At 68.6% G+C, this 21,360-nt stretch carries 20 protein-coding genes and 1 tRNA gene; 13 read left to right on the top strand and 8 right to left on the bottom strand.

What is annotated here, in order from left to right; genetic code table 11:
• The first annotated feature begins 16 nt into the window (after positions 1-16).
• Entirely contained in the window at positions 17-1,516 is a 1,500-nt protein-coding gene (locus IPJ61_RS01450; protein ID WP_297102294.1) for a CoA-acylating methylmalonate-semialdehyde dehydrogenase, read from the top strand.
• Positions 1,517-1,577: 61 nt separating this feature from the next.
• Here IPJ61_RS01450 and IPJ61_RS01445 read toward each other — a convergent pair whose 3' ends face one another.
• The 3 genes from IPJ61_RS01445 to IPJ61_RS01435 all read right to left on the bottom strand — a co-directional run bounded on the left by IPJ61_RS01445 (position 1,578) and on the right by IPJ61_RS01435 (position 4,302).
• Positions 1,578-2,321, bottom strand: coding sequence for a DUF805 domain-containing protein (locus tag IPJ61_RS01445; RefSeq protein ID WP_297102292.1), 744 nt, complete (start codon positions 2,319-2,321; stop codon positions 1,578-1,580).
• A 36-nt stretch (positions 2,322-2,357) separates the two neighbouring features.
• Positions 2,358-2,825 (bottom strand): flavin reductase family protein, encoded by a 468-nt coding sequence (locus IPJ61_RS01440; RefSeq protein WP_297102291.1) that lies wholly within the window; start codon positions 2,823-2,825, stop codon positions 2,358-2,360.
• A 70-nt stretch (positions 2,826-2,895) separates the two neighbouring features.
• Positions 2,896-4,302 (bottom strand): uracil-xanthine permease family protein, encoded by a 1,407-nt coding sequence (locus IPJ61_RS01435; RefSeq protein WP_297102289.1) that lies wholly within the window; start codon positions 4,300-4,302, stop codon positions 2,896-2,898.
• A 117-nt stretch (positions 4,303-4,419) separates the two neighbouring features.
• Between IPJ61_RS01435 and IPJ61_RS01430 the strand changes: the two genes are divergently transcribed.
• Positions 4,420-5,487: an FAD-dependent oxidoreductase gene (locus tag IPJ61_RS01430; RefSeq protein ID WP_297102287.1), complete on the top strand. Its 1,068-nt coding sequence runs from the start codon at positions 4,420-4,422 to the stop codon at positions 5,485-5,487.
• Here IPJ61_RS01430 and IPJ61_RS01425 read toward each other — a convergent pair.
• The gene (locus IPJ61_RS01425; protein WP_297105459.1) at positions 5,484-7,037 is read right to left on the bottom strand and encodes a dolichyl-phosphate-mannose--protein mannosyltransferase; all 1,554 of its coding nucleotides are present in this window, start codon (positions 7,035-7,037) and stop codon (positions 5,484-5,486) included. The two genes, IPJ61_RS01430 and IPJ61_RS01425, sit on opposite strands and share 4 nt — an antisense overlap.
• A gap of 172 nt (positions 7,038-7,209) precedes the next feature.
• On the opposite strand from IPJ61_RS01425, the gene rsmI reads away from it, so the two are divergent.
• From rsmI to rsmA, 3 genes are read left to right on the top strand one after another with little or no spacing between them, the layout of a single operon-like run.
• On the top strand, positions 7,210-8,061 hold the full coding sequence (gene rsmI / locus IPJ61_RS01420; protein ID WP_297102285.1) for a 16S rRNA (cytidine(1402)-2'-O)-methyltransferase: 852 nt from the start codon (positions 7,210-7,212) through the stop codon (positions 8,059-8,061).
• On the top strand, positions 8,058-8,924 hold the full coding sequence (locus IPJ61_RS01415; protein WP_297102283.1) for a TatD family hydrolase: 867 nt from the start codon (positions 8,058-8,060) through the stop codon (positions 8,922-8,924). The genes rsmI and IPJ61_RS01415 overlap by 4 nt, the downstream gene beginning before the upstream one ends.
• A complete protein-coding gene (gene rsmA, locus IPJ61_RS01410) occupies positions 8,917-9,774 on the top strand; it encodes a 16S rRNA (adenine(1518)-N(6)/adenine(1519)-N(6))-dimethyltransferase RsmA (protein WP_297102281.1) in 858 nt (285 codons plus the stop codon). Before IPJ61_RS01415 ends, rsmA begins: the two co-directional genes overlap by 8 nt.
• A gap of 21 nt (positions 9,775-9,795) precedes the next feature.
• On the opposite strand, the gene IPJ61_RS01405 is transcribed toward rsmA, so the two are convergent.
• A complete protein-coding gene (locus IPJ61_RS01405) occupies positions 9,796-10,812 on the bottom strand; it encodes a LacI family DNA-binding transcriptional regulator (RefSeq protein WP_297102280.1) in 1,017 nt (338 codons plus the stop codon).
• Between the two features lie 142 nt (positions 10,813-10,954).
• Here IPJ61_RS01405 and IPJ61_RS01400 point away from each other — a divergent pair, with 142 nt between their 5' ends.
• The 6 genes from IPJ61_RS01400 (at position 10,955) to IPJ61_RS01375 (ending at position 18,042) form a co-directional block, all read left to right on the top strand.
• On the top strand, positions 10,955-13,276 hold the full coding sequence (locus IPJ61_RS01400; RefSeq protein WP_297102278.1) for an FAD-dependent oxidoreductase: 2,322 nt from the start codon (positions 10,955-10,957) through the stop codon (positions 13,274-13,276).
• A gap of 12 nt (positions 13,277-13,288) precedes the next feature.
• Entirely contained in the window at positions 13,289-14,209 is a 921-nt protein-coding gene (locus tag IPJ61_RS01395; RefSeq protein WP_297102276.1) for a carbohydrate ABC transporter permease, read from the top strand.
• Complete coding sequence (locus tag IPJ61_RS01390; protein WP_297102274.1) at positions 14,206-15,042, top strand: carbohydrate ABC transporter permease; 837 nt, start codon at positions 14,206-14,208, stop codon at positions 15,040-15,042. The genes IPJ61_RS01395 and IPJ61_RS01390 overlap by 4 nt, the downstream gene beginning before the upstream one ends.
• A 19-nt stretch (positions 15,043-15,061) precedes the next feature.
• Positions 15,062-16,351, top strand: coding sequence for an extracellular solute-binding protein (locus IPJ61_RS01385; protein WP_297102273.1), 1,290 nt, complete (start codon positions 15,062-15,064; stop codon positions 16,349-16,351).
• A gap of 135 nt (positions 16,352-16,486) precedes the next feature.
• Entirely contained in the window at positions 16,487-17,551 is a 1,065-nt protein-coding gene (gene ispE, locus IPJ61_RS01380; protein WP_297102270.1) for a 4-(cytidine 5'-diphospho)-2-C-methyl-D-erythritol kinase, read from the top strand.
• Positions 17,548-18,042: a MarR family winged helix-turn-helix transcriptional regulator gene (locus tag IPJ61_RS01375; protein WP_297102268.1), complete on the top strand. Its 495-nt coding sequence runs from the start codon at positions 17,548-17,550 to the stop codon at positions 18,040-18,042. Before ispE ends, IPJ61_RS01375 begins: the two co-directional genes overlap by 4 nt.
• Before the next feature lie 149 nt (positions 18,043-18,191).
• Here the strand turns inward: IPJ61_RS01375 and IPJ61_RS01370 are convergent, their stop codons facing one another.
• Together IPJ61_RS01370 and IPJ61_RS01365 are read right to left on the bottom strand one after the other, a co-directional pair.
• Entirely contained in the window at positions 18,192-18,896 is a 705-nt protein-coding gene (locus IPJ61_RS01370) for a TetR/AcrR family transcriptional regulator (RefSeq protein ID WP_297102266.1), read from the bottom strand.
• Positions 18,897-18,908: 12 nt separating this feature from the next.
• Entirely contained in the window at positions 18,909-19,472 is a 564-nt protein-coding gene (locus IPJ61_RS01365) for a DNA-3-methyladenine glycosylase I (RefSeq protein WP_297102264.1), read from the bottom strand.
• A 451-nt stretch (positions 19,473-19,923) separates the two neighbouring features.
• Here IPJ61_RS01365 and IPJ61_RS01360 point away from each other — a divergent pair.
• Positions 19,924-20,005, top strand: a tRNA-Gln gene (locus IPJ61_RS01360).
• Between the two features lie 189 nt (positions 20,006-20,194).
• Here IPJ61_RS01360 and IPJ61_RS01355 read toward each other — a convergent pair.
• A complete protein-coding gene (locus IPJ61_RS01355; protein WP_297102262.1) occupies positions 20,195-21,007 on the bottom strand; it encodes a DUF5067 domain-containing protein in 813 nt (270 codons plus the stop codon).
• A gap of 88 nt (positions 21,008-21,095) precedes the next feature.
• Between IPJ61_RS01355 and IPJ61_RS01350 the strand changes: the two genes are divergently transcribed.
• Complete coding sequence (locus IPJ61_RS01350) at positions 21,096-21,338, top strand: helix-turn-helix domain-containing protein (protein ID WP_297102260.1); 243 nt, start codon at positions 21,096-21,098, stop codon at positions 21,336-21,338.
• Positions 21,339-21,360: the final 22 nt, after the last annotated feature.

Here is a 21,360-nt window from a genome sequence, read left to right as displayed (position 1 = left end):
AGGAAGGCAAGGGCACATGACCCAGACCATCACGCATTGGATCGACGGAGCCCCGTACGAGGGCGAGCCGGCGGGCCGAATCCCCGTCGAGAACCCGGCAACGGGCAAGGTCGACGCCGAGCTGCTCGCCGCGAGCACGGCCGATCTCGACCACGCCGTCGCCGTGGCCCGTGCGGCCCAGAAGAATTGGGCGAAGGTTTCCCTGGCCAAGCGCACCGCGATCATGTTCAAGATGCGCGAACTCGTGCTGGCCAACCAGGACGCCCTTGCCAAGTCGATCGTCAACGAGCACGGCAAGGACTACGGCGACGCCCTTGGCGAGATCCAGCGCGGCCGCGAGACCCTCGACTTCGCCTGCGGCATCAACGCGGCGCTGAAGGGCGAGTACTCGTTCGACATCGCCACCGGCGTCGACATCCACACCATCCGCCAGCCGGTGGGCGTCGTCGCGGGCATCTGCCCGTTCAACTTCCCCATCATGGTCCCGATGTGGATGCACCCGGTCGCGCTCGCCACCGGCAACGCCTTCATCCTGAAGCCCGCCAGCCCCACGCCCACGGCGTCGCTGCTGATCGCCGACCTCTACAAGCAGGCCGGCCTCCCCGACGGCCTGTTCAATGTCCTCTCCGGCACCCGCCACATGGTCACCGACATGCTGGAACACCCCGGCATCGACGCCATCTCGTTCGTCGGCTCGACGCCGGTCGCCGAGATCGTGATGGAGAAGGGCACCGCTACAGGCAAGCGCGTTCAGGCCCTCGGCGGCGCGAATAACCACGCCATCGTCATGCCCGACGCCGACCTCGACTTCGCCGCCGGCCACATCTCCGCCGCCGCCTTCGGTGCCGCGGGTGAGCGCTGCATGGCGCTTCCGGTCGTCGTCGCCGTCGGCGGGATCGGCCCCGACCTGGCCGAGATGGTCAAGAAGCACGCGGACAAGATCCAGGTCGGCTACGGCCTGGACAAGGGCGTGAACATGGGCCCGGTCATCACCAAGAAGGACCAGCAGCGCATCACCGACTGGATCACAGAGGCCGAGGAGGCTGGCGCCACCGTCGTGCGCGACGGCCGTGGGCTCACCGTCGAGGGCTACGAGGACGGCTTCTGGGTCGGTCCCACGATCCTCGATGACGTCCCGCTCGAGTGCAAGGCCTACTGCGAGGAGGTCTTCGGCCCGGTGCTGACCATCGTGCACGCTGACACCTACGAGGAGGCCATCGACCTGGTGAACTCCGGCCCGTTCGGCAACGGCGCGGCGATCTTCACCAACGACGGCGGCACGGCCCGTCGCTTCCAACTGGACGTCGACGCCGGCATGGTCGGCGTGAACGTGCCGATCCCGACGCCGGTCGCCTACTACTCCTTCGGCGGATGGAAGAAGTCGCTGCTCGGCGACACCCACATCCACGGCCCGGAGGGTGTGAAGTTCTACACGCGCCTGAAGGCGATCACGTCCCGCTGGCCATCGGAGTCGGGCCTCTACGCCGCGACGATGTCCTTCCAGCGCGAGGAGTGATCCTCTAGCCTCGATCCTCCGGCGGGCCGCAGTTCACTGAACTGCGGCCCGCCGTCGTTCCTCAGGGGTTGTTGACCTGGTCGAAGCGTGCGCCCGCGGCCTTGCTGTCCAAGGCGCAGAGGATGGCCACGATGAACGACCCGATGTAGGGGATGAACGACAGCGCCACCAGTCCGCCGGAGTTGTTGGAGTCGTGCAGCCGGCGCACCGTCAGCGCGATTCCCGGCACGAGCGCGGCCAAGAGGTACAGGCCGCAGAGGACCATGATCAGCCCGGCGAGTGGCTCTGACGACGTGCTGATCACCGCCGCCAGGACGCCGGCGCCGATCAGGCCGCCGAAGTGGGCCAGCGCCACCCACCAGTACTCTGCCCTGCTCGCGCGGCCGCTGAAGATGAGACCACGCTTCCAGTACCTCGCGTATGACTCGACGAAGCTCGCCCCCTTCAGCGGCGCGTCGCGACCACTCGGATCGTCAATCAGCGGACGGCCGTACCAGGACGTCAGCGGCGCGAGATGCATGCCGGGATGGTGCGGATCGGCGCCGTATCCGGGCGCCTGGTAGTACTGCGCCGCCTGCTGCTGCGGGTTCGGCTGGTAGCCGTGGGTGAGCGGGGTTTCGTCGTAGTTCTGCGGGTCGAACGTCGGCGCGCCGAACTCGTACCTCGGCTCGGGTGCGTAGCTCACAGCCTGGTCGTCGGGCGCGGGCCGCGTGACCGGTTGCGGCGCCGGAGGAATGAACGTCGGTCCTGCTGCCGGAGCGTCCTCAGGGAGTTCGCGGTCGACGGCGGAGGGATCGTTGGTCATGCGTTCCATCATGCCAGGGCGTCAAGCAGTGGAATGTCACAGGCTCCGGAACTGGCGCATCTGGTAGGCCAGGGAGGGTCGGTCGGCGCTGCTCGCCTCCGTGACCGTGCCGAGGACCAGCGTGTGGTCGCCTCCCGGCTCGAACGTGAGGTGCTCGCAGCGCAGCCATGCGGCCACGCCGTCGAACCGCGGGAGGCCGTGGTCCTCCTGCCAGGCGAGCCCGGCGAAGCGGTCGGGCAGGTCGCGGCGGGCGAACCGTTGCGCGATCTCCGCCTGGTCGCCCGCGAGGATGTTCACCCCGATGCGGCCCGCCGCGCGCAACCGGTCGATCATGCCGCCGCGGTTGTCGAGTGCGAAAACCACCATGGGAGGCGCGATCGACAGCGACGCGAACGCGGAAACCGTCGTTCCCGACGGCGCGCCGTCCACCCAGGTCGTGATGACGGTCACCGGCGCGGAGACCCGCGCCATGGCCTCCCGGAATGACAGCTCAAGTTCGTCCACGGCGCCAACGGTAGCCGCTATGAGCGAGGGTTCCGGCAAGGGTTCATTGGCGCGGCGACTCAGCCAGGGGCTACTTGTCGTCGTCGGCGTAGATGCCGGGGGCGTCGTAGATCAGCGTGGCGCCGTCGGCCTCGGCCTTCATCTGCTGCGGGGCGATGAGCCGCGCCAGGTGGTAGACCCCGATGACGACGATGGTGCCCAGCGCGATGCCGCCCAACTGGAACTCGCCGAGGGGAACGGACACGTTGCCGACGCCGATGATGATGCCTGCGGCGGCGGGGATCAGGTTCAGCGGGTTGCCGAAGTCCACGTTGTTCTCCCGCCAGATCTTCGCGCCCAGCAGGCCGATCATGCCGTAGAGCACGACCGTGATGCCGCCAAGGACCGCCGACGGCGTCGCCGAGATCACCGCGCCGAACTTCGGCGAGAAGCCGAAGAGGATGGCCACGATGGCCGCGACCACGTAGGCCGCCGTCGAGTACACGCGGGACGCGGCCATGACGCCGATGTTCTCCGCGTACGTGGTGGTGGGGCCGGCGCCGACGGCGGTCGCGATCATCGAGCCCACGCCGTCGGCCGCGATGGCCTTGCCCATGAGCGGATCGAGATCCTCCTTCGTCATCTCCGCGACGGCCTTCACATGACCGGTGTTCTCGGCGATCAGCGCGATGACCACGGGCAGGGCGATGATGATCGCGCCGAGACTGAAGTGCGGCAGGTGCAGGCCGACGACGTTCGTGGTGGCGCCATGGGTCCAGGTGGCGAGGTCGCTGACCGGCGGGAGCCCGAACCAGTCCGCGTGTGCCACGCCCGACCAGTCGACGCGCGGCGTCTGGGCGCCGTCGGCGTTGGTCAGCGGGCCGGCGACCAGATCGGTGACCCAGCTGAGCGCGTAGCCGACGACGAGGGAGAGGAAGATGGCAATGCGGCCGAGGAAGCCGCGCAGGCCGATGGAGAGGGCGACGACGATCAGCATGACGACGAATGCCATCCACGGGTCGACGGGGAAGTAGACGGTGGCGACCACCGGCGCCAGGTTGAAGCCGATCAGCATCACGACGGCGCCTGTCACCACTGGCGGCAGGGCGCGGTGGATGATCCGGGCGCCGGCGAAATGGATGATCAGGCCGACCATGAACAGCGTCAGGCCGACGACGAACAGCGCGCCGGTGAGGTCGGCGGGGTTGCCGCCCGCGGCGTAGACAGCCGTCGACACGCCCACGAACGACGCCGACGAACCGAGATAGCTGGGCACGCGGTGCTTCACGACGAACAGGAAGATCAGCGTCGCGACGCCCGACATCATGACCGCGAGCTGCGCGTTCAGGCCCATCAGCAGCGGGAACACGAATGTGGCGCCGAACATCGCCACTACGTGCTGGGCCCCGAGCCCGATCGTGCGTCCCCAACTGAGCCGCTCGGTGGGCGCCACCACCGCGTTCGGCTCGAGGATCCCGTTGTTATGCAGCTTCCACATCGGACTTCCCTTCGTCGGCGGCACTCTACTTGTCCGCCCTCGGCTCTGACACACCGGACCGCCTTTTCGGGAGGGCCCGTGCGCATCGGCGTTGTCGGGCGCCGATAGGGTGGGGACATGGCGCACGACGTGCTGGTCCTCGGGGCCACGGTGGCCGGGCTCACCGTGGCTCGGCGGCTTGCCCAGCGCGGCTACGACGTGGTCGTCCTCGATCCCAACGGCGAGGCGGAGAGCGCCGCCATCGGGCACGGCGTGGCCGCCGTCGGGCACGCGTCGACCATCGCGAACATGGCCCACGCCTACGGCATGGAGGCCGCCCGCGAGCACGTCCGCCGCAACACGGCGGGCATCGGGGAGATCCGGGAGATCTCGCCTGGCCACAGCGAGCTCACGCTCCGCGACCTCTCCCTTCCTGGCGGCGATGAGAAGGAGTCGCGGCGCATCGTCGAGCTGTACCGCGGGGCCGGCCACGAGGCCGCGCTGCGCGTCTCGCCCGACGGCGTAGCCATCCATACCCCCGCTTACGCGATCGATCCGACGGCGCACGCGCAGGCGCTGCGGGCTGCCGCCGTCGCAGCTGGCGCCAACGTCCTGCACGGCGTGACGGTTGCGCACTTGACCCGTCGAGAGGGCCTCACGCGGGTGCACTTCCGCAACAACCTGGCCTGGGTCCACGACGTCGGCACCGTTGCAGGGGCCGCCGTCGTCGACACGCTCGGCGTCAGCCCGTGGGGCCGCGCCGCGCGCGTGGCCCCGGCCCAGTGGGTGCCGGTTGTCCGGTGCACACCGGCGCGGCCGCTGCGCGAGGTGACCTTGCGCGCGGGGTCGACCGCGTGGTTGACGCGACCCGTCGGCGACAGGGCGCTTGTCCTCGGGCAGAAGAGCCCGGGCGCGCGCATCGACCAGGCCACCGAAGAGCTGGCGGCCTGGTGCGAGGCGGAGTTGGGCGCCGTCGACGTCGAGCCGGGCCGCCTGGCCATCGATCCCAGCGACCACGGCCGTCCTGTCGTCGGCGCCTCGGCCATCCCCGGCGGCTTCTACGCACGCGGCAACGGCCGCGGCGAGCTGATGAACGGCACCGCCAGCGGCTGGTACCTGGCCGAGCTGATGGCAGACGGCCCGGACGCGACGCTCCCGGGGCTTAGCCGGCTGCGTGCCTTCGTGTCGCGGTCCGTGAAGCGCTAGATCCAGGCGTTCCCCAGCCACATCCGCCACATCCACTCCGTGCGGGTCAGGATGTCGGCGGTGAGGATCGGGTAGATGAACGCGAAGTTGAAGATCACGACGGCGACGACGATGCCGACGACCATGGAACGGAACCTGCGCAGCGGGTGATGCGCGGGGCCGAGCAGCTTGCCCAGCGCCATCGCGAGCACGATGCAGCTGAACGGGATGATCATGATCGTGTAGAAGAAGAAAAGCGGGCGGCCGGCGAAACGGAACCAGGGGAGCCAGGTGGAGGCGATGGCCAGCAGGGGGACGCCGAAGCGCCAGTCGCGCCCGACGAGCCACCACCACAGCGCGACGACGATCGCGGCGAGCGCCGCCCACCACAACAGCGGTGTGCCCATTGTGGTGATGACACGCAGGCACGTGCCTGCCGCCGCGGTGCAGCCGTCCTCACCGGGCTTGATGCCATTGACGGCCTCGATGCCGGTCGGGCGCAGCATCAGCAGCCAGCCTGCGGGATGTGCCTCGTACGGATGCGTCGCGTCGACCATCATCCCGTCGCCGACGTGGAAGTTGTACGCCTCCAGGTGGTACTTGAACAGGGCGCCGAGGTCTGGGCCGAAGCGGGTCACGAGAGGGTCGTCGCGGTGTGTGGTGCCGAAGTCGCGGTAGTAGCCGCCGTCGGTGGCCAGCCAGTTCCACCACGAGGCGAAGTACACGGGCACGGCGACGACCACCAGCTGCACGAAGGCGGCGGGGGCGTCGATGACCAGCGACCAGAACTGGCTCCTGCCGGCCCCTGCGAGCCGCCGGGCACCCAGGTCCCAGACGACGACGAGGATGCCGAACGTCGCGATCATGAAGACGCTGTTCCATTTCACGGCGCAGGCCGCGCCGAAGAGGAGGCCGGCGACGATCCGCCACGGCCGCCACAGCAGGAGCGGGCCGAAGCGGCCGTCGAGGTCCGGGAGCCCGCGCCGCTCGAGATGGTCGGCGAGCTTGCCCCGGAACCAGTCCCTGTCCGCGACCAGCGCCGCGACGGCCGCGACGGCGAACGTCGCCTGGAAGATGTCGAGGAGGGCGAGGCGGCTCATCACGAAGGCGAGCCCGTCGAACGTCAGGAGCAGCCCCGCGACGGCGCCGATCAGCGTCGAACGCGACAGCCGTCGGGCCAGCCGGATGGTGAAGAACACCAGCAGCGAGCCGAAGACCACGGCGGCGATGCGCCACCCGAAAGGCGTCATGCCGAAGAAATGCTCGCCGAGCCCGATCAGGATCTTCCCCAGCGGCGGATGCACCACGAACGACGGCGTGTCCAGCATGCCGGAAGTGTCGCCCTTGGCGAGGAGATCGTTGGCGCCCTCCGACCAGTTGTGCTCGTAGCCGGACTGCAGGATGGCCCACGCGTCCTTTGCGTAGTAGGTCTCGTCGAAGAGCACCTTGTTGGGGTAACCGACGTTGTAGAGGCGCAGCCCGAAGGCCATCAGGGTGATCGCGATGGTCACGATCCACCCCAAGGTCCGGTCGCGGAGGCGACCGTCCCGCAGGGCCTCCAAAGTGGTCAGCACAAGGCGCATTCTATGCAGAGCGCCGAAAGAACCCGCTGGTTGAGCCGGACCGCGATGAAGGAGCGTCCGTGTGATCGCGCTTCGCGCTGCTACGCCTTCCTTGCCCTCGGCCTTCGTCGGCGTCGAAACCAATGAACCCGCACCCGGACGCGCCGGATACGCTTCGGGCATGAACCTTCCCTCGGGGGGCGCCCTGATCCTCGCCGCGACGCCTATCGGCTCGTCCGACGACGCGAGCGCGAGCCTGCGCGAGGCCCTGACGTCCGCGGACCTGATCGCGGCCGAGGACACCCGGCGCTTCGTCACGCTGACCAAGCGGCTGGGGATCGAGCCGACAGGCAGGGTCGTCAGCTACTTCGAGGGCAACGAGGCTGCGCGCACCGGCGAACTGGTCGCCGCCGTCGCAGAGGGCCGCCGCGTTGTGCTGGTCACCGACGCAGGGATGCCCTCGGTCAGCGACCCCGGCTATCGGGTGGTGGTGGGCTGCGTCGAGGCCGGGCTGCGGGTGACCGCCGTGCCGGGTCCTTCCGCGGTGCTGACGGCGCTGGCGGTCTCGGGGCTGCCCGTCGACCGGTTCTGCTTCGAGGGGTTCCTGCCCCGGAAGGCGGGGGAGCGACGCCGGCGGCTCGCCAAGCTGGCTGCGGAGGAACGCACCATGGTGTTCTTCGAGGCCCCGCACCGCCTTGCAGAGTTCCTCGCCGACGCCGCGTCCGAACTGGGCCCGGACCGGCGCGGCGCGGTGTGCCGCGAGTTGACCAAGCCGTACGAGGAGGTGCGCAGGGGAGGGCTTTCCGAGCTCGCCGACTGGGCGGCCGACGGCGTGCGCGGGGAGGTGACGGTCGTCGTCGCCGGGGCCGAGGCCGTCGCGGTGTCGGCCGACGACGCGCTGGCGCTGGTTCGGCAGGCGATGGCCGGTGGTGCGAGACTGTCGGGCGCGGTCGCCGACGTGGCGATGGTCACGGGCGTGAACCGCAAGGAGCTGTACGCCGCCGCGCTGGCGGACAAGGAGAAGCAGCAGTGAGCGTGCTGGACGAGCTGGGCCTTCCGCCCCTGCCGGAGGCGCTGCCGCGCCCGGTGATCGACAACCACACCCATGTCTTCTCGACCCGCGACTACTCGCGGCTGGCGGTCGAGGACAACCTGAGATTGGCCGGCGAGGTCGGCGTAACGCGCGTGATCGACGTCGGCTGCGACGTGGAGAGCGCCCGGCTGGCGGTGCAGCTGGCCGCGGCGGACCCGCAGGTGCGCGCTGCCGTCGCGCTGCACCCCAACGACGCCGCACGCCGGTTCCTCGCCGGGGGACAGGCCGCGCTGGACGATGACCTGGCGGAGATCGAGGTGCTGGTCGACGACCCGGGTGTCGTCGCCGTCGGGGAGACCGGGCTTGACTACTTCCGCACGCGTGACCCCGAGGGTCGTCGGGCCCAGGAGCGCTCGTTCCGCACCCACATCCGCTGGGCGCACCGCAGCGGAAAGACGCTGATGATCCACGACCGCGACGCCCACGCCGACATCCTGCGCGTGGTCGACGGCGAGGGCGTGCCCGGCCGGATGGTCATGCACTGCTTCAGCGGCGACGCGGCGTTCGCCGAGCAGTGCGTCGCACGCGGCGCGTTCCTTTCCTTCCCGGGCGTCGTCACGTTCGGATCCGCAGGGGCGTTGCGCGAGGCCGCGGTCGCCACGCCGCTGGACCGCATCCTCGTAGAGACCGACGCACCGTACCTCACGCCCAAGCCGCAGCGCGGCAGGGCGAATGCGCCGTACCTGCTGCCGCACACCGTGCGCTTCCTCGCCGAGCTGCTCGACGTGGAGCTGGCGGCGTTCTGCGACCAGCTCGTCGCCAACACCTTCGCGGCCTACGGGGAGTGGGGTTCCGATGCCTGAGGTGGGACTGCTCGACCCGGCCTCCGTGCGTCGGCTCGCCGCGGAGTTGGATCTCCGGCCCACGAAGCAGCGCGGGCAGAACTTCGTGATCGACCCGAACACGGTGCGCAGGATCGTGTCGCTCTCCGGGGTGACCGCGGACGACGTCGTGCTGGAGATCGGCCCCGGGCTCGGCTCGCTGACCCTCGGGCTGCTGGAGCTGGGGGCGAGCGTCGTCGCCGTCGAGATCGAGGAGTCGCTGGCCGCCCGGTTGCCGCAGACCGTGAACGAGCGCCTGGGCGACGACGCCGCCGCGCGCCTGCACGTGGTCGCGGCGGACGCGCTACAGGTCGATCGGCTGCCGCTGACGCCGTCGGCCCTTGTGGCGAACCTGCCCTACAACGTGTCCGTGCCGGTCCTGCTGCGCATGCTCGAGCTCTTTCCCGAGTGGTCGAAGGGCCTTGTCATGGTGCAGTTGGAGGTGGCAGACAGGCTCGCGGCCCTGCCAGGCTCGAAGGTGTACGGCGTGCCAAGCGCAAAGGCCGCCTGGTACGCCGATACCGCCCGGATCGCGACCGTTCCCCCGAAGGTCTTCTGGCCCGTCCCGAACGTCGACTCCGGCCTCGTGCGCATCGAGCGCCGCGACCCGCCGACGACAGACGCCTCCCGCGAGGACACCTTCCGGGTGATCGATGCGGCCTTCGGGCAGCGCCGCAAGATGCTGCGCGCGGCCCTCGCTCCGCTGTTCGGCTCGGCCGCTGCCGCCTCCGCCGCGATCGAGCGCGCGGGACAGGACCCCCAGGCGCGCGGCGAGACGCTCGACGTCGCCGCCTTTTGCGCGGTGGCCGCGCAGCTGTCCCCAATCCCCTGACCGAGGCCTGCTCGTCGAGGGTCAGTGCGGCGGGCTCGCCGTCGTCGCACGGACGATGAGCTGGGGCGGGACCACGAGCCGTTCCGACGGCGATCCTGGTTCCTCGATCGCGCGCACCGCCTGCCTTATGGCGAGGTCGGCGATCGTCGAGGAGTCCTGGGAAAGCGTCGTGAGCTGGATTTTGGGCAGCTGTGCCGCGGCCTCGTTGTCGTAGCCCACCACCGAGACGTCCTCCGGGACGCGGCGTCCGCTGTCGCGGAACGCGTCGATCAGGCCGATGGCGCACTCGTCGTTGTAGACCACGTAGGCGGTGTGGTTCATGTCCTTTGCGCGTTGGCCCGCGGCGTATCCCGCCGCGTACGTGTCGCCACCGCTGACCAGCTGTACGGCGTCGCCCAGCCCGCGCTCGCTCATTCCTTCCAGGTATCCGGTCCTGCGGTATTCGGCACCTGACAGGTCGCCGCCGTCCACGCACGCGATCCGGCGATGCCCCAGGCTGATCAAGTGATCGATGGCGAGGCGCGCGCCCGCCTCGCCTGCCGAGCGCACGATGTCGACGCCGTCGATCTCTTTGGCCGACCCGACCACGACGATCCGGGCCGGTCCTGCCGTTCGGAGCAGGTCGTCGGTCAGCGCGCTGGCACCCACCAGCACCAACGCGTCGCAGCGGCTGTCCAGCAGGGACTCCGCGCAGCGGTTGACGGACCTCGAAGCCGCGTACCCGCTGAGCACCAGTTCGTATCCCCGCGCGCCGGCAGCGTCGTACATGCACTCCACGATGTCGGAATGGAAGGGATGGGAGAGCGCGAACGCCACCCCGATGCGCTGAGACCTGGCGCGAGCCAGAGCGCTGGCCACCTGGTTGGGCCGGTACCCGATCTTCTTGGCGACGGCGAGCACCCGCTCGCGGGTGGCTTTGCTCGGTCCGGCCGCACCGTTGATGCTGGCGGACGCCTGCCCGAGGGAGACGCCCGCCGCTGTCGCTACGTCGGTGAGAGTCGGCCTTCTGCGCGTCGGCCTCCCTGAGGGTGAGGGCATGTCGACCGCCTTTCCTCTTGTCCGAACAAACTATTGGCAAACCTCTGCGCCCATGGTAGCGTTCGAAGCGCTTCGAAGTCGAAGCGCTTCGAACTTACGTTCTCAGTCACCGAGCCAACGAAGGGTCAACAGAATGCAGGAAGTGCGAGAGCAATACGACGTCGTGGTCTGCGGCGGCGGACTCGCGGGCGTCTCGGCCGCCATCAGCGCCGCTCGTCATGGTGCCAAGGTCGTCCTCCTCCACGACAGGCCCGTACTGGGCGGAAACTCGTCGTCGGAGGTAAGGGTCACGCCTCACGGCGCCGCCGCGTTCCACGCCTACGCCCGCGAGGGCGGCATCATCGCCGAGGCGTTGATCGAGGACAGGGCGCGCAACCACGAGCGGATCACCGAGAACGGGTGGACCAACAGCGTCTGGGACCTGATCCTCTACGACATGGTTCAGCGAACTGTGGGCCTGACGCTGCGGCTGAACACGCCGGTGACCGGCGCCGAGGTCTCGGACGGCCGGATCCTGAGCGTGACGGCGCGGAACGTCAACGCCGAAACGGTATACGTCGTCGAAGGGCGCGTGTTCATCGACTGCACCGGCGACGGCACGCTCGGGGAGGTGGCTGGCTGCGAGTCGCGTCACGGCATCGAGTCTCACGCCGAGTTCGGAGAGCCCAGCGCCCCCGATGAGCCCAGTGAGGCCACGATGGGCAGCTCGCTCCACTTCAAGACGGTCGACGTCGGACATCCCGTCCCGTTCACACCTCCACCCTGGGCCGCTTCCTACGACGACATCCACTTTTTCCGCAGCGGCGGGCGCGTCGCGAAGACCCTCAAGAGCGGCTACTGGTGGATCGAGATCGGCCCGCCGTGGCATACGATCCACGGCAACGAGGAGATCCGTCACGAGCTGACCCGTCAGGTCCTCGGTATCTGGGACTGGTACAAGAACCACGATCCGGAATGGTCGCCGCAGGCCGAGACGATCGCGCTCGACTGGATCGGGCAGGTGCCGGGCAAGCGGGAGAGCCGCCGCCTCGTCGGTGAGAGGTTCCTCACGGAACACGACCTGCGCGAGAACCCGGCGTTCGAGGACGAGGTGGCCTTCGGCGGCTGGTACATCGACCTCCACAGCATCGGCGGCTTGTACGAAGAGGTCGCGGAACCCCTGACGAACGCCCGGATGGAGGAGCAGGGGAGCAACTTCGGGGAGCAGCGCTACGTCGGCCCCTTCGGTATCCCGCTGTCCGCGCTCGTGAGCAAGGACATCGAGAACCTGATGTTCGCGGGGCGCAACATCAGCGCCAGCCACGTCGCTCTCGGCGCGCTGCGCGTCCAGGGGACCACCGCCGTCATGGGACAGGCGACCGGCACGGCCGCGGCGCTCGCTCTCGCCCGAGGCGGATTCAAGGACGTCCTGAAGGAGACCATGCCCGACATCCAGCAGGCGCTCGTCCGGGACGGCTGCTTCCTGCCGCACGTCCCGGTGTCCGACGCGCTGGACCTCGCACCGCTCGCGACGGTCGAGTCCAGTAGCGAGACCCTCATCGCCGGCGTCGGGCCCGACGACACCTTCGAGCTGAACGGCCTCGACCACTGGCGCGACTACCCCATATTCCCCACCACCGGCGTGCTGGATCGCCGCCTCTCCCAATGGGTCGCCGTCGGCGAGGGACAGCCGGTCTCTCACGTCGGCTTCTGCCTGAGCAACACCGGCGACACGCCGGTCGAGATCGCCGCGAGCATCCGCAAGGTGGACGGCATCTGGGACTACCGGGTCGCCACGGAGGCCCTCCGCATCGGATCGCTCACGCTTCCGCCCGGTGTCGACCAATGGATCGACTGGCAGGTCGGCCTTTCTTCCGCGGAGTTGGAGGGCCAGGGGTACATCCGGCTCGACCTCGAGGGTGTCTCCGACACCGTCGAATGGCGGCTGGCCGGCGCGATCGCGCCCGGGCAGGTGGCCGGCTACGAGGTCGCGCCGGGCCGGCTGCGCCGCTTCGGTGGCGGCGCGACGCTCTCCTTCCGCGTCGAGCCCCCGCAGCGGGGCTATCCGGCGTCTCACATCACCAACGGCGTGTGCCGACCCCATGCACGGACCAATCAGTGGCGCTCGGCTGTCGACCAGGGGCTTCCCCAGTGGAGCCAACTGGTCTGGGACGAACCCACAACCGTTGCCGAGGTGCAGATCACGTTCCCCGGCCACCTCCTCCGCGAATACCATGCCTGCCCCCCGCTGTACCGGGACCCCCAGTGCGCGAAGAACTACACGGTTTCGGTTCGCCGGGATGGTCATTGGGTCGACGTGGCATCCGCGAACGAGAACTATCAGACCCGTGTGGTCCACACCTTCGACCCGGTCGCCTGCGACGCGCTCAGGGTAACGATCCGGGAGACCAACGGAGACACGGCGGCGGGCATCTACGAGATCCGCTGCTACAGCGAGCCCACCTGCACGCCATGCGGGCTGTGAGGAGTGACTGCGATGACCCCCCAGCCGAGGACCGCGCGGCGGTCGCCACCGGAACGGAACCGGCGTGCCGCCGTGTTTCCCGTCGTGCTCATGCTGCCGGCGCTGACGCTCTTCCTCGTCGTCATCGCCTACCCCTTGGTGCAGTCCCTCGCGTACTCCCTGTTCGACGCGAGCCTGCTGAGTGGAGAGTCGGCCTTCGTAGGCCTTGCCAACATCAAGGCCCTGCTCGACTCTCCCGGGTTCTGGGACATGCTGCGCAACACGGCCGTATTCGTCATTGTCTCGACGATGGGTGCGTTCATCCTCGCGCTGGCATTGGCCCTGGCCATGAACGCCGGGATCGTGGGCGCCGGCGCGTGGCGGACCGGTTTCCTTCTTCCCTGGATTCTCCCTGGGGTCGTGGTGTCGTTCCTCTGGTCCTGGATCTTCAACACGAACTTCGGGCTCCTGAACGGTGTGATCCAGCTCTTGGGCGGTAAAGGCGACACCAACTGGCTGAGTTCACCGACGCTCGCCATGACCGCGGTCATCGTGGCGAAGGTATGGCACTCGTTTCCCTGGATGATGGTCCTCCTGCTGGCCGCTATGCAGGCCATCCCCGCCGAGTTGCACGACGCGGCATCCGTCGACGGCGCCAGCGGCTGGAAGCGGCAGGCCTACATCGTCATCCCGCAGATCAAGCCCGCCATGGCGCTCACGCTCCTGCTCGAGACGATCTGGGGCCTTCAACACTTCGAGATCCCCTGGGTGATGACCGGCGGCGGCCCGGTCGGGTCGACGACCCTGCTGTCCGTCGGCCTGTACAAGCAGGCCTTCCAGCGCTTCGACCTCGGCGGCGCCGGCGCGATCGGCGTCCTCTGGGCCGTCATCATGGCGGCGGTCGCCACCGTCTACATCCTCTACTCGCGCCGCCAGGAGAGGAGTGACGCATGAAGACCCGAAGCGCCTCGCATCGTCGACCCGGAGTGGCTACCTGGATCACGGTGGTGATCGCCGCGCTGTTCGCGTTCGTGCCGGTGATGTGGCTTCTCCTCACCGCATTCACCGAGGACAGCGACATCTTCCAGATGCCGCCGTCGTTGGCGCGCGATTTCACCCTCGATCAAGTGATCCAGGTCGTGACCAACCCGCAGCTGACGCAGTTCATGCTGAACGGTCTCTTCGTGTCCACCGCCACGGCGGTCGTCAGCCTGATCATCGGATCCCTCGCCGGATACTCGTTCTCGAAGTTCCGGTACCGCGGGCGGTCCTCACTCATGTATCTGCTGCTCATCGCGCAGATGGTGCCCGAGGTCCTGCTCCTCCTCACCCTGTACGCGGCCTTCACGAGGGTCGGCCTCCTGAACAGCTACGTCGGGCTCATCCTCTCGTACGTGACATTCACCCTGCCCTTGTCGGTCTTCATGATGAAGAACACCTTCGACGGCATTCCGGACGAACTGATCGAGTCCGGGCGGGTGGACAAGGCCAGTGAGTGGCGGATCCTCGTGAGGATCGTCTTCCCCGTCGTCTCCACCTCCATGGTGGCGGTCGCCATGTTCGCGTTCATTCGCGCCTGGAACGACCTCGTCTACTCCTTGACCCTGATGGACACCCCGAAGCAGACCCTTCCCGCCGGCCTGACCCTGACCTACCTGGGGGAGTTCCAGAACTCCTACGGGGAGATGATGGCGGCTTCTCTCCTCAGCTCGGTGCCCGTCGTCGCCATCTTCCTCGTCTTCCAGAAGCACTTCGTCAGCGGGGCCCTCGCTGGCTCCATCAAATAGGACAACCAAAGGAGCAATCATGTCCGAACCTCTTCAGAAACTCCTGATCAGTCGCCGTCAAGCGCTGGGTCTGAGCGCCGCCATCGGCGCGGGCGCGCTGGCGGCCTGCGGTGGCAATCCCGCCGAGAACGGCGGACCCACATCCACCGGAGATGCCGCAAAGAGCGTCGAGTTCACGTCCTGGATCTTCGGGAGCGATACCGCCGGACCGAAGCTGCGCGCCATCGGCGAGACGTTCACGTCTCAGACCGGCATCCAAGTAAAGGACTCGGCCTATCCCTACCTCCAGTATCTGGACCAGGTCGTGCTCAAGGCGCGGTCCGGCTCCATCTCAGGTATCGCGCACATCGATGAGGAGTGGATGTCCACGCTCATCACAGCCGGCGCGCTGAAGGAGATTCCCTCCTCCGTCTCGATGGATCCTTATCCAGAGAACGTGGCGTCCACCGGCCTCTTCCAGGGCACCCGCTACGGCGTTCCCTGGACCCATTCTGCGCTGGGCCTCGTGGCGAACTCTGAGCTGCTCGCCGCGGCGGGCGTTACCGAGCACCCCACGACCATCGACGGCTTCACGGACATGCTCCGCGCGCTCAAGAGGACCGACTCTAGCCTCGTCCCCTACTGCCCGGCGACGAGCGTCCAGCAGCTCAAGGACATGGTTCCCTGGATGTGGGCCTTCGGGTCTCCCATCGTGCAGGACGCAACGGTGACGCTGGGAGACGAAGGCTCGCTGGCGGCGGTCGACTACTGGAAGATGCTCCTCGATGAGGGGCTGATCCAGGCCGGCATGGTCCGTGACGACATGCGGACGCTGTTCGCCCAGGGCAAGGTGGCCATCTACGACGATGCTCCGCAGGCCATCGGGATCATCCCGGGCCAGAGCTCGGATCCCGACATCGCCGGGAAGATGGTGCCGTTCACTCGGCCGGGAAAGGAGGGGCCGGGCGACACGCTGCTGTGGAGCCAGCCGCTCGTTGCGTTTGAGACTGGTGCGGCCGAGCTCAAGCTCATGCAGTTCCTCTCCACTGACGACGGTGCTCTGCGGGCGGCGTTCGAGATGAACGGCCAGCCTCCGGCCACCGTCGAGGGGACCCAGGCCGACTGGTTCACGAGCAACGAGTTCTACAAGGTGTGGAACGAGCGGGTGACACCCCGCTCCCGCAGGAATCCGTTCTGGGACTTCCCGAGTGCCTCGGCGGCCCAGACCGTTTTCAACGAACAGGTCGAGGCCGCGCTCGCGGGATCTGGCGGCGCGGCGGCAGCGCTGGCGGCGGCAGCCGATGAGCTGCAGGGCATGCTCAAGAAGTGACCGACGGTGGCCCTCCTGGCCGGGTGCCTCGGAGGGTCATCCACACCGCGGCGCCCTCGCGGTCTCGACGGCGGAGGAGGGGAGCAGGGCCGCCGCCGTAGGAGGCGGGCGGGTCGGGTGCGATACGGTCAACCCGTGACCAGTGCGGTGCGGGTGCGGGTGCCCGCGAAGGTGAATCTCGCCCTGCGGGTCGGCGCGGCCGACGCTCAGGGCTATCACGAGCTGGGCACGGTCTTCCAGGCGGTGAGCCTCGGCGACGACGTGACGGCCGAGCCCGCGCCCGCGGGCACGTTCACGATGACCGTCCACGGCGAGGGCTCCGCTTTCCTGCCCACCGACGACTCGAACCTCGCCATCCGGGCCGCCCGGCTCCTTGCGACGCACAGCGGGCGCAACGACGTTGGCGTCCGGCTGAGCGTGCGCAAGCGAATCCCCGTCGCCGGGGGCATGGCCGGCGGATCGGCGGACGCGGCCGCGTCCCTCGTAGCGTGCAACGCGCTGTGGGGGGTGGGCGCGACGCGCGAGGAGCTGCATACGCTGGCGACGCAGCTGGGCTCCGACGTTCCGTTCATGCTGTTGGGCGGCACCGCAATCGGGGTTGGGCGTGGCGAGCGACTGACGACGCTGATGACCAGCGGCACGTACCACTGGACGTTCGCGCTGTCGCACACCGGTCTGTCCACCCCCGCGGTGTTCCACGAGTTCGACCGACTAAGGGCGTCTCTCCCCATCCCTCGCGACGCTCGGACGCCCCCGCATCCCGATTGGGTTCGTCCTCCTCAGTCGACAGACGATCTCCGGTATGCCTCCTTCGTCGGCCTTCCCAATCGGGCACGGATGACGCCCGAGCTTCCCACGAGGGATGAGGAGACACACCCCTCCCCGCGCCCCACGGACATCCCCGCCGAGCTCCTGGAGGGGTTGCGGGCCGGCGACGCCGTCGCCGTCGGCAAGGTGTTGACCAACGACTTGGAGGAGGCCGCGCTCTCGCTGCAACCAGGGCTGGCGCGGACGCTGAAGATCGGGCGTGAGGCGGGAGCACTCGGGGCGGTGGTCAGCGGCTCGGGCCCCACCGTCGCCTTTCTCGCCGCGTCGGCGGCCCATGGCGCGGAGTTGGCGGAGACCCTCGGCCTGTTCAGCGGCGTGCGCGCGGTCCGCCGCGCCTACGGCCCTGTTGCGGGAGCACAGGTGATCTCGTGAGCGTGGGCGAGGACGAGGTCGACGGCGTCGTCGAGGCGTGGCGCCGCGAGCGGCCCGACCTGGCGGTCGCGCCGATGCAGGTGTGGTCGCGCATCGATCGGCTCGCCGGCATCCTCGACGAGCGCCGCAAGCGTGCGTTCAGCGCGCACAGCCTTGAGGCTTGGGAGTTCGACGTGCTCGCGGCGCTGAGGCGCTCAGGCGCCCCGCACCGCCTCTCGCCGGGGCAGCTGCTACGCGAGACGCACGTGACGTCCGGCACGATGACCAACCGGATCAACCGTCTCGTCGCGCGGGGCGCGGTGACGCGGGACGCGGACCCGCACGACGGCCGCGGCGCGCAGGTGGCCCTGACGGCCGACGGGCTCGCGCTCGTCGACGCGGCCCTTGCGTCCCTGACGGAGCTGGAAGACGAGTTGCTCACCAGCTGGTCCCCGGACGAGCGCGATCAACTCGCAGGCGCGCTCAGGCGACTGCTGCTCGGGTCGCTGTAGCGCCGTCCGTCCTTGCCCAGAGCACAACGCGGCTCCGCGCGTCGGTTCCCGGCCTGACTTGAAATCAGCGCGTCTGCTTCCGTCGGCATACCGACGCAAGCAGCCTCACTACCTCCGAACTGTCTGCGAACCCGACGGAAGCAGCCGCGTTACTCGGTTGGTGGTTTGCTGGGGGCGCGCCCGTGGCGTCGATCGATGTGGCCGGTGACCAAGCGCGGCTCGGGCTTGAGGTTCGCCATGCCGTTCCAGGCGAGGTTGATCAGGTGCTTCGCGACGACCTCGCGGGAGGGCTCGCGGTTCTTGTCCAACCACTGCTGGCCCGTCTGGGCGACCAGCCCGACGAGCGCCTGTGCGTACAGGCCGGCGAACTGCGGGTCGTGCCCGTTCTTCACGAACTCGGCGGCCAGCAGGTCCTCGACCTGGACGGCGATGTCGCTCAGGATCGACGCGAACGAGCCCGTCGGCTGCCCCTGCCCGGTGGAGGAGTCACGGGACAGGATCCGAAATCCGTCCGGGCATCGCTCGATGTACTCCAGCAGCGCCATCGCGCCGCGCTCCAACAGCTCCCTCGACCCGGCGCCCGGCGTCGTGAGCGCGTTGCGGATCGCCGAGTGCAGCGTCCGGGTCTCCCGGTCGACGACGACGGCGTACGCGCCCTCTTTGCCGCCGAAGTGCTCGTAGACCACCGGCTTCGACACCCCCGCCCGCGCGGCGATCTCCTCTACCGAGGTCCCCTCGAAGCCGCGCTCGGCGAAGAGTTCGCGCGCGATGACGAGGAGCTGCTCCCTCCGCTCCGCGGCCGACAGCCGGGTCCGCGGCCGGCGAGCACGGGCAGCGGGCTGGCGGGTCGACACGCCGCCATTGTGTCATGTCCGGGCGAGCCAGCAGCCCTGGATGTGGTCGTCGACGGCGCCCACCGCCTGCAGCAGCGCGTACATCGTCGTCGGGCCGACGAACCGGAACCCGCGCTTCTTCAACGCTTTGCTGAGGGCCAGCGACTCCGGTGTCTGGGCGGGCACGTCGGCGAAACTGAGCGGTGCCCGATCCCGCGCCTCTGGCGTGTGCGCGACGACAAGGCCTGCCAGCCGCTCACCCGCTCCGTGCAGCGCGAGCAGCGCCTGTGCGTTCGAGATGGCCGCCTCGATCTTCAACCGGTTCCGAACGATGCCCGCGTCCGCCATCAGACGCGCGATGTCGTCGTCGCCGAACTCCGCGATCGCCGACGGGTCGAACCCGGCGAAAGCCGCCCGGAACGCTTCGCGTTTGCGCAGCACCGTGATCCAGCTCAGCCCTGCCTGGAACCCCTCGAGGCAGACGCGTTCGAACAGCTCCCGCTCATCGGGCGAGTCCGCCACCGGGCGTCCCCACTCCTCGTCGTGGTAGGCCTCGTACAGCGGGTCACCCGCGCCGAAGCACCGCACCTTTGTCATCGTCGATCTCCTTCCTCGCTCCGTACAGTGTCAAACGGAACCCCCGATTTCTCACGCGGGGCGACATCTGTGGACAACTGCTTTCCTCCGCCCAGGACCCCCGTGGCGCCTGTCGTCGAAGCGTCAAGCCTGCGCTGCGTCGTGACGCCTGCCCATGCTCTGTGACGCCTGGCTTCCGCACCGTGACGCCTGCCGCTCGAGCGTGTAGCCAGCGTTCGGTCGTGGCGCCTGCCTTGATAGGTGTGAGAGGGCAGGCGCCATGACGCAAGCCAGGCGTCTTCGTCGAAAGGCAGGCGCGACGGTATGGAACGCAGGCGTCGCGGACGGAACGCAGGCGTCGCGGTATGGAACGCTGGCGCCGCCGACGGAGGGCTGGCGCCGCCGCGCGATGTGGTTCGGTGGCCGGGTCGAGGCGCGCTGTATAGACTGTTGCGCGGCCCTCCGGGGCCAGTCCCCGGTTGGTCTTTCGGTAGGGCCCGCCTGACTTTGAATCAGGATTAGCGCAGCAGGTTCGACTCCTGCCCGGGGAGCCAAGGGGCTTTCCGCCGGAACACGTGGCGGAATCAGCCTCGATGGTGGTGCTACCTCCCAGCCGGTCCAGCGGTCAGTAGCACTGACCGCGCGGTGATCTTGACCGCAGCCATGCCCAGTTTCGAGGCGGAAGCGCGTGCGCCCCGGCCGAGCTTTCGGCTGGGGCGCACGTTGCGTGGTTCAGAACTCGGTCACTTGACGGAGATGACCGCGCTGGCCAAAGGCGTGTCGTCGAAGCTGATCAACTCCGTAACGGTGAGCTCGACGTCGTCCTTGCCGTCGAGGAGGAAGGCCTGCTGCACGTCGATCGACTTGCCAGGTTTGATGTCCTTCATGGAGTTCTTTGAGTCGTAGTCCGTGTCGTTCATGGTGAACACCATCGACTCAAGTTCGACGCCGTCCTGGAACGCCTTGGCGCTCGTAGCGAACATGAAGTTCGCCGTGTCGTCGGAGTTGTTCGTAAAGGTGAGGTCCACGACCAATGCAGGCTTGCCCTCGTAGTCCTTGATGATCCGTGAGTCGTTGATGGTCACGGCATACTTGCGATCCATCTCCGGTGCTTCTTGAGCTGCCGAAGGACTCGGTTCGGCGGCAGGCGAGTTGGAAGGCTCGGTGGAGGCGAATGTCTCGGGGCCCGCGGTCAGCTGCGGTGTGGAAGCCGCCGGTGGGGACTTCGGGGACTCGGCGTTGAGCAGCGCGGCCGTGGTGAAAGTGGTGAATGCGGATGCGACGACGGCCAGGCCGCCGAGGACGATCGCGAGAACCGTCATCCACTTGGTCTGCCCCTTGAGGAGGCTGATGATGCCCAGCGCGACAGCCGCGAGTCCCGCGACGATCCCCCACACGGGCACCAAGCCACTTAGGAAGGCCGCGATTCCGACGACGAACGCGGCGATTGCGAGGCCTCGAGGCGCGGGGCCGGCCTGTTGGCCGGGAGCGTACGGCCCTTGCGGGGGTGCGCTGGGAGGAGCCGGAGGGAGGGGGTGCTCTGGCTGCTGGGTCATGTCGTTTCTCTCCTTGGGTAGGACGGATGTCAGTAATGATACTTATAGTCCGTCGACTTATAGGCAGCGGAGCCGAAATTGTGACTGGGTGTCCGTCTCGCCTCGTCGCCTTGCCCTCGGCTCGACGGTGCGCGCCCTGCGCAAGAAGAAGGGGCTCAGCCAGGAAGGGTTGGCCCACGCGGCGGGCATGGATCGGACGTACGTCGGAGGCATAGAGCGGGGCGAGCGCAACGTCGCTTTCGACAACCTCTGTCGCCTCGCCGATGCTCTCGGCGTCGCCCCCGCGGTGTTGCTGGAGGATATTCCGCCCGCAACCCAGCGTGACCGGTAAACGGATTTTCGGCAGCCCGCGA

The organism is Tessaracoccus sp., assembly GCF_016714275.1.
GTDB lineage: Bacteria > Actinomycetota > Actinomycetes > Propionibacteriales > Propionibacteriaceae > Arachnia.
This window is presented reverse-complemented; position numbering and strand designations above follow the sequence as displayed.